This window comes from Paraburkholderia jirisanensis (assembly GCF_054782355.1).
Genome location: NZ_BAAGSQ010000026.1, coordinates 1,060,260 through 1,074,724 on the forward strand (window position 1 = coordinate 1,060,260; position 14,465 = coordinate 1,074,724).

The 14,465-nt window shown below is 62.6% G+C and carries 12 protein-coding genes; 3 read left to right on the top strand and 9 right to left on the bottom strand.

The window, feature by feature from the left end; all coding sequences use genetic code 11:
* Positions 1-107: 107 nt before the first annotated feature.
* A complete protein-coding gene (locus ACYVNQ_RS21060; RefSeq protein WP_460904515.1) occupies positions 108-1,451 on the top strand; it encodes a hypothetical protein in 1,344 nt (447 codons plus the stop codon).
* A gap of 40 nt (positions 1,452-1,491) precedes the next feature.
* Here the strand turns inward: ACYVNQ_RS21060 and ACYVNQ_RS21065 are convergent, their stop codons facing one another.
* The 9 genes from ACYVNQ_RS21065 to ACYVNQ_RS21105 all read right to left on the bottom strand — a co-directional run bounded on the left by ACYVNQ_RS21065 (position 1,492) and on the right by ACYVNQ_RS21105 (position 10,693).
* The gene (locus ACYVNQ_RS21065; protein ID WP_460904516.1) at positions 1,492-2,349 is read right to left on the bottom strand and encodes a DUF817 domain-containing protein; all 858 of its coding nucleotides are present in this window, start codon (positions 2,347-2,349) and stop codon (positions 1,492-1,494) included.
* 99 nt (positions 2,350-2,448) lie between these two features.
* Positions 2,449-3,222 carry a hydroxypyruvate isomerase gene (gene hyi, locus ACYVNQ_RS21070; RefSeq protein WP_460904517.1) on the bottom strand — a complete coding sequence of 258 codons (774 nt, stop codon included), beginning with the start codon at positions 3,220-3,222 and terminating at the stop codon, positions 2,449-2,451.
* 48 nt (positions 3,223-3,270) lie between these two features.
* Positions 3,271-4,149: an acyl-CoA thioesterase gene (locus ACYVNQ_RS21075; RefSeq protein ID WP_460904518.1), complete on the bottom strand. Its 879-nt coding sequence runs from the start codon at positions 4,147-4,149 to the stop codon at positions 3,271-3,273.
* A gap of 7 nt (positions 4,150-4,156) precedes the next feature.
* On the bottom strand, positions 4,157-5,716 hold the full coding sequence (locus ACYVNQ_RS21080; RefSeq protein WP_460904519.1) for a tripartite tricarboxylate transporter permease: 1,560 nt from the start codon (positions 5,714-5,716) through the stop codon (positions 4,157-4,159).
* A 3-nt stretch (positions 5,717-5,719) separates the two neighbouring features.
* Positions 5,720-6,238, bottom strand: a complete 519-nt coding sequence (locus tag ACYVNQ_RS21085; RefSeq protein ID WP_460904520.1) for a tripartite tricarboxylate transporter TctB family protein — start codon at positions 6,236-6,238, stop codon at positions 5,720-5,722.
* 45 nt (positions 6,239-6,283) lie between these two features.
* The gene (locus tag ACYVNQ_RS21090; RefSeq protein WP_460904521.1) at positions 6,284-7,348 is read right to left on the bottom strand and encodes a porin; all 1,065 of its coding nucleotides are present in this window, start codon (positions 7,346-7,348) and stop codon (positions 6,284-6,286) included.
* 163 nt (positions 7,349-7,511) lie between these two features.
* A complete protein-coding gene (locus ACYVNQ_RS21095; protein ID WP_460904522.1) occupies positions 7,512-8,486 on the bottom strand; it encodes a Bug family tripartite tricarboxylate transporter substrate binding protein in 975 nt (324 codons plus the stop codon).
* 49 nt (positions 8,487-8,535) lie between these two features.
* On the bottom strand, positions 8,536-9,495 hold the full coding sequence (locus tag ACYVNQ_RS21100) for an SMP-30/gluconolactonase/LRE family protein (RefSeq protein ID WP_460904523.1): 960 nt from the start codon (positions 9,493-9,495) through the stop codon (positions 8,536-8,538).
* A 370-nt stretch (positions 9,496-9,865) separates the two neighbouring features.
* The gene (locus tag ACYVNQ_RS21105; RefSeq protein WP_460904524.1) at positions 9,866-10,693 is read right to left on the bottom strand and encodes an IclR family transcriptional regulator domain-containing protein; all 828 of its coding nucleotides are present in this window, start codon (positions 10,691-10,693) and stop codon (positions 9,866-9,868) included.
* A gap of 645 nt (positions 10,694-11,338) precedes the next feature.
* On the opposite strand from ACYVNQ_RS21105, the gene ACYVNQ_RS21110 reads away from it, so the two are divergent.
* Both ACYVNQ_RS21110 and ACYVNQ_RS21115 read left to right on the top strand, forming a co-directional pair.
* Complete coding sequence (locus ACYVNQ_RS21110) at positions 11,339-12,178, top strand: enoyl-CoA hydratase/isomerase family protein (protein ID WP_460904525.1); 840 nt, start codon at positions 11,339-11,341, stop codon at positions 12,176-12,178.
* 94 nt (positions 12,179-12,272) lie between these two features.
* Positions 12,273-14,453 carry an acetate--CoA ligase family protein gene (locus tag ACYVNQ_RS21115; protein ID WP_460904526.1) on the top strand — a complete coding sequence of 727 codons (2,181 nt, stop codon included), beginning with the start codon at positions 12,273-12,275 and terminating at the stop codon, positions 14,451-14,453.
* Positions 14,454-14,465: the final 12 nt, after the last annotated feature.

A 14,465-nucleotide genomic window follows, 5' to 3' on the forward strand; every position in this document is an offset into this window, starting at 1 on the left:
AGGTAATCAATCCTGGGCAACTCACGCTTGTCAAAAGACTCCAATTAACCAATCTGTCTGCTCCCGGTAACCCGTCCGTACCTGCTGCGATATACCGGGGCTAAACAATGAATCGCGTTTCAGTTACTCGAGCGATCGGTTTGTTGGCTGTGGCCGCATTGACGGCTTGTGCCAATTCCCCCGACCGGCGCTACGCAACTCAGCGTGGACTCTCGGACGACATGCCGTCCATCAATCTCGACGTTTCTTCAACTACTGCGGCATCAGACAGTGCTGGTAGTGTCGCGATGAAGGATTTACCCGAACGCGCGGAAGCGGCCTATATACGCGCACTGGCAGCTAAAACCAAATCGGCGGCCGAGCTTCATGCCGAGTTGAGCAAGGATGTGAAGCCATCCGGATCCTCAATCGACCATACCAGTCTATCGAGGTCATTGATTTTCACGCTATACCCTACGTCATATCATCCTGCGGATCGCGTAGTGTTCTATACAATCAAGGTCATTCCCGATATCGGTGTGACTTTCAGTGGGATTACTGCTGCTTCCACCACGTGGGGCACCCAGACCATCGACACGCTCGATGTATCCACCACAAACCAGTTTCAACCTGAACTCGACCTGACGCTGGCGGGTTATGTACAAGGTTCCGCGAAGGGGCCGGTCAGTTCCACTCACCAGACAGACGTGAAGTCCACCAATGTCGAGCCCTTTCTGGCGCCGACGGCAAATTTGATGAACGGCAATCTATCCGTGGTTGCAGTCGGCGCGAGAGGTATCTCGCTCTACGGAACGACGGTGGTCAAGCTGAAGCTGTCTCCGAGTGCAGATAACGCAGGGAACTTGACACAGGCCTTCGTTGTAACGACTCAGAAACTTACAGATGTGGCAAGCGGACCACTCAAGCCCGAAGCCGCGAGCCTCGAGCTAGGCATCGCCAGCGGGCTAAAAGGAATCCGCTTCGGCGCGACGACGTGTTTGACCTACGAGCTTCGTCATGTCGGAGGGACGGGTGAGCAAACGTATCGTGAAGATGACGACGACGCGACGTACGTTGCATCGCGGACAATCGCGAGGCATGCGTGGCTGACCGGCGTCGACGAGTCTCGGATCCCGATCTGGAGAGTGTTCCTTGACGGGGAGAGAGTACTGGCGGTCAACACCGGTCAGGGAATGGAGCAGCTCGGATTCCAGTCGGTCGATGACGCGGAAGCCTTTACGATCTGGTTGGGGAGCCTGAAGGGGAAAAGCGTGTCCGCTATAGGAGGAAGATCGGTTGGCGCGTGGCGCAAGGATCATACGGAAAGCGATACTGACCCGTTGCCCGTCGGCTCAAAGCGTAGATACACGGTCGTGCCGTTCAATTACCCGGTGAAGCAGCAAGGAGAGCCGAAGCAAAGCATCCTCGATCAGACATGCAGCGAGTCCAGAGCGCAGTGGCCGACACCTTAGCTACGCTGGGAGGCAGGCAAGATTCCGCCGGCAGCATGTCTTACATTTCACGCGGTCGATTGACCAGCGTCACCATCACGTAACTCATGATGGTCAGCAGGAACCACGAACCGAGCTTGGCGACCGACACCATCGCCCACCCTTGCAGCTGACTCGGATACAGCCACGCATGGCTAAACGTGCCGACGTTCTCTGCTAGCCAGATAAACGTGGCAATCAGCACGAAGGCCAGCAACATCGGCATGCGGTGATACGTGCGGCCAATCAGGAAAAATACCCAGCAGCGGCGAAAGGCGAGCGCCGTGCAGCCCATCAACACATAGCGAAAATCCGGCAGATAGTGATGCAAAAAGAAGTTGGCGTAGATAGCGACCGATAACGCCGCGGTCGCGGCCAACCCCGGGTGATGGGAAAACTGCAGATCGAAGCCCCGGCACGCGCGCGTGATGTAGCTGCCGACCGACGCATACATAAAGCCGGTGAAAAGCGGCACACCGCCGATGCGCAGGTATGCGAATTCCGGGTACACCCATGAGCCGACCGCCGTCTTGAACAGCTCCATGCAGGTACCGGCAAGATGGAACAGCAGAATGACCGCAACTTCATCCCAAGTTTCGAGGCGCAACGCGATCAACAGTATTTGAATCAGGATTGCCGAGATAGTCAGCGCATCGTAACGAGGCAGCGTCGCACTCGCCGGATACCAGAAGTGCGTGGCGATCAGCAGCGCGACCATCAGACCGCCGAACAGGCAGACCCATGCCTGCTTGATGCCGAACGCGAGAAAAATGCGCAGCGCAGCGCCGATTCGGCTGTGTTTGTCGTTGGCGGAAAGAAGGCTGGCTACGATTCTTTCAACCCATTCCCCGGGGTGACCCGATTCCGCCTGTATTTGCATCTGGTGTGCAAGTCGATAGATTGGTCTTTGGGTGTGCTGGCGCGTGTGCGCTTCGGCCGCCAGCACACGTCGCTCCGATTGGGGCGACGCTTGCGCGTTCTAGCGCCCGTGCAGCCAGCCCAGCCCACTTTCCGTCGCGCCTTGCGGATTATATTCGCCAGCCACCCATCCGCTGTAACCGATACGATCGAGCGTAGCGAACAGGAACGGGTAATTGATTTCCCCCGTGCCAGGCTGATGTCGCCCCGGGTTGTCGGCAATCTGAATGTGTCCGATGCGCGGCAGCAGGCGTTCGATCGTCGCCGCCAGCTCGCCTTCGCTGCGTTGCATGTGATAGATGTCGTACTGCAGCCAGAGATTGGTGCCGCCGGCATCGTCGATGGCCTTGATCGTGGTGGCCGACGTGTTCAGCAGAAAACCGGGGATGTCGTAGCGATTGCATGCTTCCACCATCACGCGGACGTTCGCCTTGGCCGCTTCATCCGCGGCATAGCGCAGGTTTTCGGTCAGCGTGCGCCACACCAGTGCGGGCTCCGCGTCCGCGGGCGGAATGCCCGACAGACAGTTCAGGCGGTCGACTCCAAGATACGTCGCGTACTCGAGCGCTTTTGCCACGCCCGCGCGGAAATCCGCCGCGCGCGACGGCAAGCTCGGCAGGCCACGTTCGCCCGCGGTCCAGTCGCCGGCGGGGAAGTTGTGCAGAATCGCGGTCAGCCCGTTGTCGTCCAGACGCTGCTTGATGTCGCTCGCAGCAAACGCATAAGGAAACTGAAACTCGACGGCCTTGAAGCCGGCCTTGGCGGCGGCTGCGAAGCGGTCGAGGAACGGCACTTCAGGAAACATCATCGTGAGATTGGCGGCGAAGCGAGGCATGGTCGTTCTCGTGCAGTTGAAGGGGGTGCGGCGCCCGGGCAGTTTAGCTCAGCGCAGGCGGATTAGCGCTTCCTGCATGACGGTCGCGACGCGCGCGCCGGCAAGGTCGTAGACCGCCGATTCGCTCAGGCCGCGCGCGCCCGATGCGCTCGGGCTCGACATATCGAGCAGCAGCCATGCATCGGTGCGAAACGCGCGGTGAAACCAGATCGAATGATCGAGGCTGGCGCGTTGCAGGCGTGGCTCGGAGCGGCCGACGCCATGTGGCTGTAATGCGCTGAACAGCAGGCAGTAATCGGAGGCGTACGCGAATAGTGCTTCGTGCATGCCGCGTTCGAGGTCGAGCGGCGCGGGGGCACGCACCCAGATATGCCGCGCGGCCGCGCGGGTTTCATTTTCGTAAGGATCCCAGCCCGCGGTGTAGAACTCGAGGGGCGCGCGATAGAACTCGGTGCCGATGCGCTGAGCCTCGGCTTTCCAGCGTGGTCCCCACGCTATCAGTTCGGTGTTGCGCGCGGCGTCGTCGAGCGGAAACGGATCTTGATGCGAGAGACCGTCTTCATCGTCCTGGAACGATACGAACATCTGGAAGATCGGCCGGCCGTTTTGTGTCGCAGCCACGCGCCGCGAACTGAATGTGCCGCCGTCGCGCAGTACTTCCACTGCGTAGTCGACCGGCTGTTGTTTGCCGCCATCGACAAAGATCGCATGCAGCGCGTGCGGACGGCGTGCCGTCGTGCGCGCTGCCGCCACCAGTGCCTGCGCTACCAGCAGGCCGCCGAACAGGCGCGGCCGTTCGGCATCGGCGCGGCCGCGAAACTGCAGCGGCGCGACGCGCTCGACGTCGAGCATCGCCAGCACTTCATGCGTGTCGTGCAGCGTTTTGTCGTAGGGCGGTTGTACGCTATGAAACGGGTTGATTGGCATGTCGAGCCTAATCGTCCAAATGCACGGCGGGATTGCCGAGGTCGTCGAAGCGCGGTGTGGTTTCACCGGTTTGCCGCGCCCGGCAGGCACGCCAGATCGCAAATGCCACTTGCGCGACGATCAGCAGCGCCGATATGCCGAGAAATGCTGCGCTGATCGGATGCTCGACGAACACCGTCAGGTCGCCGCGCGACAGCAGTAGCGTGCGCCTGAAGTTCTCTTCGACCATCGGTCCCAGCACATAGCCGAGCATGATCGGCGCCACCGAAAACTCCAGCACGGAGAACACCACGCCGATCAGACCAAACACCAGCACTTCTCCAACTTCGAACAGGCTGTTGTTCGTGCTGTACACGCCTACCGCTATAAAGAACAATGCGGCCGGGTACATCAGCCGGTAAGGAATCTGCAGCAGGCGTACCCATACGCCGATCAGCGGCAGGTTCAGCCCAACCAGAATCAGGTTGCCGATCCAGAAGCTCGCAATCAAGCCCCAGAACAGATCCGCGTGCTCGGTGATCAGCAGCGGCCCGGGCTGAATGCCCTGAATCAGCAGTGCGCCGAGAATCAGCGCCATCACCGAATCGCCGGGAATGCCAAGACTCATGGTCGGGATAAAGTCGACCTGGGTTTTCGAATGCGATGCAGCTTCCGGGCTTGCCACCCCTGCCAGCTCGCCCTGGCCGAAGTACTTGCCGCGCTTCGACACCTTCTTTTCCAGCGCGTAAGCAACGAAGGTCGTGACGGTCGGACCAGTGCCCGGCATCGCACCGAACAGCGTGCCCACCAGCGTGCCGCGCACCATCGGCCAGAACGACTGTTTGATTTCGGCGCGGCTAGGCCGCATGTCGCGAAACCGCAGCTTCGGTTTGCCGATCACGCTCATGCCGTTCACGTTGCGCAGGAATTCCGCTACGCCGAATAGCCCAAGCGCCAGCGCGACCAGTTCGACGCGATCCGACAGTTCTGCCAGACCGAACGTGAAGCGTTGCACACCGCTGTTCACATCGGTGCCGACCAGACCGATCAGCAAGCCGAACACCGTCATCGCGACGCCTTTCACCGCCGAACCGCGCGACAGCGTGCCGCCTGCGACGAGCCCCAGCAGCATGATCGAAAACAGCTCGGGCGGCCCGAATTTGAACGACACGCTAACCAGCAGCGGCGAAGCGAACACCATCACGACAATGCCCACCGACGCCGCGAAAAACGACGACATCATCGTGATACCGAGTGCCGTGCCGCCGCGCCCGGCTTTGGTCATCGGATAGCCGTCGAGGCAGGTCACCGCATGCGGCGGATGGCACGGCAGATTCAGCAGAATCGCGCCGATTGCACCGCCGTACTGCGAGCCGTAGAAGATCCCGGCCAGCATCAGGATCGCCGCGACCGGCTGCATCGTATAGGTGAGCGGCAACAGCATCGAGATGGCGGATAGCGCGCCCATGCCGGGCAGCACGCCGATCAGGTTGCCGACCAGCACGCCGAAGAACGACCACATCAGGTTGTGCGGCGTGAGTGCGACGCCGAAGCCCTGCCAGAGATCCAATAGCGAATGTGCAATCACTGCTCAACCCCACGCGAATAACGGAAATTGCAACTGCAGCGCCCACCAGAACACGACCACGCACACCACGCAGATCGCGGCGGCAAGCAGCGCGGCGTCGCGCCATGAATTGCGCCGATCGCCCATTGCCGAGATGAACACGATCGCGAAGGTGGCCGGCACGAAACCGCCATAGCGGGCGAGCGCGACGAAGGCGACGATGCTCGCCACGATGCAGGCCCAGCCGCGCCATTCGAGCGGTGCGGCGTGGGCATTGCCGCTGCCGCCGCTGCCGCTGTTGCTGCGCACACTGCCGCGGCGCGCGCCTTGCAACGCGACGATCATGCCGAGTGCCGCGAGCAGCACGCCGAGCACGACCGGGAAGAAGCCCGGCCCCATCGCCTCGAGCGTGCCGATGCTGTATTGACGGCCTTGTACGGTCGCATACAGCCCCAGCAGCATCAGCAGCGCGCCGCCGTAATAGTCGCGGTTGAAGCCGCGTGCCGCGGGTGCATGGCTGCTGCCCGCTGGTTGTCCGTTCATGCTTGCTCCTTTGCGTGGTCGGAACCGCCTGCTTCGACGGCGTGATCAGAACCGGTGCCGCATCCCGAGCATCACGCCGAGCCGGCTCGCGTTGCCGTACAGGCTGGCAGTGCCGAGTGCGGTGTTGTTCGCCAGATTGATCCAGCCGCCGCTTAGCTTCGTGTAATCGAGCTCCGTATAGACATCGGTCGACTTGCTCAGGAAGTAGTCGAGCACGAGCCCTGCGGTAAAGCGTGTGCCGTCGCCATTTGCGCCAGGATGCTTTAGCTTGTCAAGATACGTCTGGCCAAGCAGCTGCCACGTCGGCGTGATCGTGTAGGCCGCGCCGAGCGAAAACGTCTGGTTGCGATAACGCGCGATGTCGAGCTGACTGTTTTCATAGTGTGCGTAGAGTTTTACCGGCCCCACCAGATACGTGCCGCCAAGGCCCCACACCAGCTGGCGGCTCGCGAGCGCGGCCGGCACTGCGCCGTAGTACGCGGCGCTCACGTCGTCCGAAGACTGGACGAACGCACCGGCGCCGAAGCTCGCGCCTTCATAGATGACACTCGCACCGCGCACCGAGTTCGCGTTGACGTCGCCTGCCACGCCGCCGAACGTGTATTGCCCGCTGATCGTCAAGCCGCCGAACGACTTCGTGTACTTGACCATGCTGTCGTTTCGCAGTGCGGTGATGTTGCCGCCTTCGAATGACAGCAGTGCGTTGTTGGCGAGCTGGAACACGTCCCACTTGGCGATCGCGACGTGTGCGATGGTGTACTGGCGCCCTAGATAAAGGTTGCCGTATTCGCTTTCGAGCCCGACGTACGAAATCCGTCCGAACAGGCGGCCGCTCTGGTTCGCGGTGCCCGATGCCGGATTGAAACCGTTCTCGAGCCAGAACACGGCCTTCATCGAGCCGCCCAGATCTTCGCTGCCGCGCAAGCCGAAGCGGCTGCCGGTCACCGCGCCGTCACCGACTGTGAAGCGGTCGTTGCCCTGCGGGTTTTCATGCGTGCTGTAACGTATCGTCGAATCGACGATGCCATAGAGCATCACGCTCGATTGCGCGTGCGCCAGCGTGGCGCAAGCCGATAATGCGGCGGCCGCGGCGGCGGCTTTCCTGAACATGCGAGTCTCCTTGTGTTGTTTTTGGGCATGGCTCTACGCAACAAATGCTCAGACATTTGTTGTGCTAATAGATGAACGGAAAACGAAAGCTGTGGAGCTGGCGGTAAAGCGGGCCGCTACGCGCATTGCCGGTCTGGCGCGCAGCGGCGACTGGCAGCAGGTTCTACCGCTTGATCTTGCCTGCCGCGAACAACGCGGCCCAGCGGGTGGTTTCTGCGGCAAGCGTCGCGCCGAACTGGTCCGCGCTGCCGTAGGCCGGATCGAGCCCCTGGTTGGCCAGCCCTTGCTTGACCTGCGGATCCTGCAACGCAGTGCGAATCGCGTTGTTCAGCGTCGCAGCGGCTTCGTCCGGGATGCCGGCCGGTGCGAGAAAGCCCCATACGCCCGCCACGTTGAAGCTGCCGAGGCCTGCCTGAGCGAAGGTCGGCACGTCGGGCAACGCGGGCGAGCGGGTGTCGCCGGTGGTTGCGATCGCGCGCAGCATGCCGGACTTGATCAGCGGAATCGCTGCGACGTTGTCCATCGAAACCGGTACGTGGTTCGCAATCACGTCGTTCAGCGCGGGGCCGCTGCCGAGATAGGGCACGTGCACGATATTGAGCCCGGCGGCCTGCTTGAACTGCTCCATCACGAGGTTCGGCGCGCTGCCGATGCCGGGCGACGCGTAGCTGTACTTGCCCGGCTGCCCTTTGACGGTGTTCACGAACGATGCATAGTCTTTCGCGGGAAACGACGGGTTCACGACCAGCACGTAATGCACCGAGCCGATCGTCGCCAGCGGCCGGAAGCTTTTGACCGGGTCGTACGTGAGGTTCGGGTACATCTCCTTGCTGGTAGTCTGCTGGATCGCGTTGACGAGGGTGATCGTGTAGCCGTCGGCAGGCGCGCGCGCGGTGAAATCCACGCCGATCGTGCCGCCTGCGCCGGGCCGGTTGAACACGACCACCGGCTGGCCGAGCACCTGCGTGAGTTTCTTGCCGATGATCCGCGCGATCACGTCGCTCGCGCCGCCGGGCGCGAACGGCACGATCAGGCGGATCTGTCGCGACGGAAAGGCCGCGGCGTGCACCGGTGCAGCAGGCGTCACCGCCGCGGCGACCAGTGCGGCAGTGGCGATACGTTTGATAAAGCGGAACATGCGTTGTCTCCTTTAGCTATCGATCTGCATGCTGCGAACCAGCGCAGCGTCAGTCCGGTTTTAGCAGTGTGGCGTGCTGCGGCCGGTACGTGCCGTTGAGCGGTAAGCCGGGCACCGGCCACTCGATCTCGACGAGGCGGCCCGCGTAGGCTTGCGTCACGTAGGCCCGCGTCGGGTTCGTGCCGGCGAAGCAGAGGTTGGTGGCGTGCGTGTCGCCCGGCACGGCGACGAAGCGGCTGCCGCTGCCATCCGGTTTGCACACGGTAATGCCGCCGCGGTCCAGCGTAGCCACGCAGATGTCGCCATTTGCGTCGACCGCGAGCGAATCGAAGCGCATGTATGCCGGCGCCGCATGCACCAGACGCCCGCCATGCGGCGACGCGGGGCTCGCCTTGACCGGCACGCCGAGCGTGCCGGGCGCGGCGAGCGGCCAGGCCCATACGCGCGCGGTTTCCGTTTCCGATACATACAGAGTGCCGCCATCGGCCGACAGCCCGATGCCGTTGGGCCGGCTGATCGGGAAGATGAGTTCTTCGATCGACGAGCCGTCTGCTTTTGCGTAGTACACCGAGCCACGTTCGACGGTGCGGTGGCGCGTCTTGCCGGTATCGGTGAAATAAAAGCCGCCATGCGTATCGAACACCAGATCGTTGGGGCCGCGCAGCGGTTCGTCATGCGCGTGGCTGTACAGTACCGAGAATGTGCCGGTCTCGAGGTCGACCCGTTCGATGCGGCCGCCGCTATAGTCCGGCGCGGCGCCTGCCGTCGTATACGCACCGGCTTCGTTGCGGCTCCAGTCGAAGCCGCCGTTGTTGCAGACGTAGCACGCACCGTCCGGTCCGAGCGCGGCGCCGTTCGGGCCGCCGCCTAGCTTCGCGACGATCGACTTGCGGCCGTCGAGCCAGATGCGCGTCAAGGTTTGCCGGCGAATTTCTACTACCAGTAAACTTCCGTCGCCGAGCCAGACCGGCCCTTCAGGAAACCACAGATCCTCCGCGATAACGCGCATGAATAGCCTTTATCTAGCCTTTGATTCCGGGATTCGTTGCCGGTCTACGGCAAATTTGTTCGTTCAGCGCACATGAGTGCGTTGGATGCACACGTTACTGACCGTGCGCAGGACTGTCAACGCGAATTTATTGTGCGTTGCAGCGAGAGATGGGCGAACCGGCGCAAGATTGGCGTCAGTGAAAAGCGCGGAAGAAACTGGCAGCGTGGAAATGAAAAAGCGGATAACCGGTAATCGCCGGTTATCCGCTTTCGCGTACTTGAGCTTCGATTGAATAATGCGGGAATCGGATAGCGGATGCCGGCTTTAAAATTACGCCGGCATGTCTTTATTCGGTTTCAGGCATCGCATAGCCTGCGTCGCCGGTTGCTCAACCTTGCGTCTGCAGGATCAGACTGATGCTGGCAGCCGCGGCCTGCAGCGGCGGCAGCAGATTCTCGGCCGGGCTCTGCGCCATCGGATCGCCGCCGTGGCAGTGCGCGCTGATCGCCGCGACCACCTTGCCGCTGCGGTCGCGCACCGGCGCGGCAATTGCGATCAGACCCGGCTCGAGTTCGTCCTTGATCATGCTCCAGCCATGCTGGCGCGCGCTGTCGACGATTTCGAGCAAGCGGTCGCGGTCGGTGACGGTATTCGACGTGTGCCGCTCGAGCGGCGTGGACGACAGCCGTTCGGCCGCCTGCGCTGTCGGCAGTCCGGCAAGCAGCACGCGGCCGAGCGCCGTGCAATAGGCGGGAAAGCGGCGCCCGACGGTCAGGTCGATGGTCATCAGCCGGTTTGGCGCCGCGATGCGCAGCACACAGACGATCTCGTCGCCGTCGAGCACCGCCATCGAACTCGGCTGACCCGTGTTCGCGCTAAAGCGCTCCAGCACTGGCTGCGCGAGCCGCCACACCGGCTGCGAAGCCAGATACGCGAAGCCGAGATCGAGCACTTTCGGCGTCAGGCTGAAGTAGCGGCCGTCTTGCGCGACGTAGCCGAGCTGCAGCAGCGTCAGCAGGATGCGCCGCGCGCCGGCGCGGGTCATGCTGGTGCGCTGCGCGACTTCGGAGACGGTTTGCGCCGGCGCGTCGGCGTCGAAGCAGCGCAGTACGCTCAACCCCCGTGCGAAGGATTGCAGGTAGTTGCTGCTGGAACCTTGAGACTCAGTACTGTCGATCTCGTCGTCGGTTTGTTTGGTCTTTGGTCTGTCGTTCATCAAGGATTGCTGTCGGAATAGGCCGTTGCCGCGAGGCCGGGCGCGGGAGCGCGCGCCTGCAGCGGCAGCCGGTTACGCTCCAGGGCGGCCGTCAGGTCGCTACATATACCACATCCGCGCGCCGATACCGGCGGGTTGCCGGGTGTGGCCGGCCGGCTTTGCTTTCGGTATGCAGCCATTAATGCCGGGTTTTAATGTTGGCCGCCATCTCCGATTATCCCCGATTTTAGTATCGGGTAATTAACGTCGAGCAGAAATCGCGCGCGAATATTGAATTCGTCGAGCGGTATTTTGCACCGCATTGACGCTGTGCTTATCAGAAATTTTTTTGATGACCCACGCCAGCCGACGGACGCGGGCATGTTGCGCGCGTGCCGCAACCGCCACCCAGCGTTGACATCCCGAACACGAGCCGATATTGTGCTCATCCAACGCACTTGTGTGCGCTGTGAGAACATTTCAACCAAATGAGACGCCTTTGGTCACCGCACGCCGCGCGCCGTGTCCTGCTGCAACCCGCGCTCGACCCTCCGCTCGCGCGTTGCCGGTACCGCCGGCCACGTCCGCCACTCGCTTGCGCGTCGCTACCGCGCTTGCCGTTTCGCGCAGATCGCGCCCATTCACCCACTGCAGGAGAAGCGCAGCATGTCGATCTATCAAAGCACGTACACGCCTTCCATGGCGCCGCAAGACCTCAAGCACATCATCTACGAGAAAAAAGGTCATGTGGCGTACGTGATCATCAACCGTCCGGAAACGCGCAACGCGCTGCATTCGGAGGCTTACGCAGAACTGCGCGCGTGCTGGCGCGACATCGGGCTCGATCCAGAGATCTACTGCGGCATCGTAAGCGGTGTGCCCGAAGCGAAAGCGTTCAGTTCCGGCCGTGATGTGAAGTTTCTCGCCGAGCATCAGGCGGCAGGCAAGCGCACGCCGCACGAGGATCCGGGCAGCGCGACCTATCACTGGGGCGGCGGCGGGCAGCCGAGCGATGCAAACCTCGAAAAGCCGCTGATCGCTGCGATCAATGGGCTTGCGATTGGTGTCGGCCTCAGTCTCGCGCTGCAGTGCCAGTTGCGCGTGATGTCGGAAGACGCGTGGATCGGCGACACGCATACGAAGATCGGCCGGGTCGGCTCGCCGCACAACCTGTACGAAGCGCTGCCGCGCACCGCCGCGGCGTATCTGACGCTGTGCAACGGCCGCCTGGACGCGCAAGAGTGCTACCGGTTAGGCATCGTCAATCGCGTCGTGCCGGCTGACCAGTTGATGGCCGCTGCGGAAGAGCTTGCAGAAAAGGTGTGCGCGGGTTCGCCGCTCGCCTCGCAGGCAGTCGTGCGACTGTACCGCTTGAGCGCTGCGTTTCCGCCTGCGCTGGTCGCGTATGCGCAGCAACAGGACAAGGTGACGGGGGAAAGCGAGGACGGCATCGAGGGCGTGCGTGCGTTCAAGGAGAAGAGAAAACCGGTGTGGAAGATGCGCTAGGCGCGCGTTGCCGGCGTGTGCGTGTGTGTGTGCGGCGCCGGTGTCTTGCTTAAGTTTTCAGCTTGCTGTGTTTTCGTTCGACTCTGGAATGCCCATGACTTCAGCCGCTAGTGCTGCTTACCCGTCTTCTCCTTCTTCTGCCGCGCAAGTGCAAGCCGAGCATCGGCCGTTCGGCGAACTCACACCGTTGATCGCGCCGCGTTCGATCGCGGTGATCGGTGCGTCGGACCGCCCAGGCAATCTCGGCGGCATCGCCGTTAGCTACCTGCGCAAATTCCGCTATGCCGGCGATGTGTGGCCGGTCAATGCCGGGCGTACGAGCGTCGCGGAACTGCGTTGCTATACATCGCTAGCCGATCTGCCCGGCACGCCGGATCTCGCGATCGTCGCGGTGCCGGCCGACGCCGTGTTCGACGTCGTGCGCGACTGCGCGGATGCCGGCATTGCGGCTGCAGTGGTCTGGGCCGGCGGATTCGCCGAGCAGGGCGACGAAGGCAAGGCACGGCAGCGCGAACTGGAAACGTTGTGCGCGCAACGTGGCATCAAATTGTGCGGGCCGAACTGCATCGGCATTATCAACACATCGATCGGCATGACCGCGTCGTTCAGCTCGATGCTGCTCGAACACGATGCGTTGACGCCGGGCTGCGTGTCGATGGTGAGCCAGAGTGGTGGCATTGCGGTGAACACGCATTCGCGTGCGCAACAGTTAGGGCTCGGCTTTCGCGTGACGATCAGCTGCGGCAACGAAGCCGCGCTCGGTGTCGCCGATTTCATGCGCGTGCTCGCGCAGGACGACGGCACGCGCGTGATTGCGGTTTACACCGAAGGCTTGTCGGACCCGGATGCGTTTATCGATGCGCTTGCGCAAGCACGCCGCCGCAACAAGCCGGTGGTCGTGCTGAAGGGCGGCGCAACCGAAGCGAGCGGCCGCGCCGCGATGGCGCACACAGGTCGTCTTGCAGGCTCCGACCGTACATATGAAGCAATCTTCCGCGAGTTCGGCGTGATTCGCGTGTACTCGCAGGAGGAGATGCTGGACGTGTGTCTGCAGCTCGCATCGATGCGCGGCGACCAGTTGGCCAACGGGCGGCGTGTGCTGATTTCCACGTTCGGCGGCGGTAGCGGCGTGATCTGCACCGACCAATGCGGCCGCGAAGGCCTCGACGTGCCGGCGCTGAGCCACGCAGCGCAGCAGCGCGTCGCGCCGTTGCTGACGCCGTTGAGCTCGACGCTCAATCCGATCGACCTGACGCCGGGCATGATGACCAACGACCGGCATCGCGCGAACCTGCCCGATGCAATGCACGCGCTGGCCGACACCGACGAGACCGACGCGTGGCTGTTCATGGCATCGGGCTTCGGCGACAAGGCGCCGGAACTCGCGGAGAAATACGACACGTTGCGCAAGACGTCGAGCAAGCCCGTGTTGCTGACGTGGCAATCGATGCCCAAAGGGCTGGCTGGCAATCTGGCGGCGCGCGGCATTTATGCCTTCACCGAGCACGGCCGCGCAGTGCGCACGCTCGGCCATCTGGTGCGCTTCGCTGAAAACCGGCAGCACCGGATTCGGCGCATCGATGCGCCTGCGCTGTCGTTCGACTGGCAAGCGTATGTCGCGCAGAGCGCGGATCCGCATGTGATTTCGGAAAACCTCGTGGCGGGCATACTCGAGGACGCGGGTCTGCCGGTTGCACGTGGGCGTATTGCAAGATCTGCGGATGAAGCGGTGCGGATGGCGCGTGAAGTGGGCTATCCGGTCGCGATCAAAGGTATCTCGCCGGCGATTACGCACCGGGCTGCGGCAGGACTCGTGGCATTGAACATCGATGCGAACGAAGCGGTGCGTGCTACCGAACAGCTGTTTCGCGAACGTGCCGCGGCGCGCGGCGTGACGCTCGACGGCGTGTGGGTGCAGCACATGTTTGCCGGTTCGCAGGAACTGCTGGTCACCGCGTTACGCGATGCGGAGTTCGGCGTGATGCTCGGTGTCGGCATCGGTGGCGGCATGACGGAAATCGTCGACGACGTCGTATTCGCGCGCGCGCCACTCGACCTCGACGGTGCATTCGACCTGATCGGTACGCTGCGCACGGCGAAGCGCTTTCCGAAATTCATCTCCGATATGCAGCGGCAGCAGGCGGCCGAATTCATTGCCCGTTTCTCGGCATTGGTTGCCGGCGCGCCGTGGCGCAGCTTCACGTTCGAAATCAATCCGCTGAAGCTTGGCGAAAAAGGCGTGGCGGCTGTCGATGGGCTGTTGCTGATCGACTGATCCGTTTCGCGA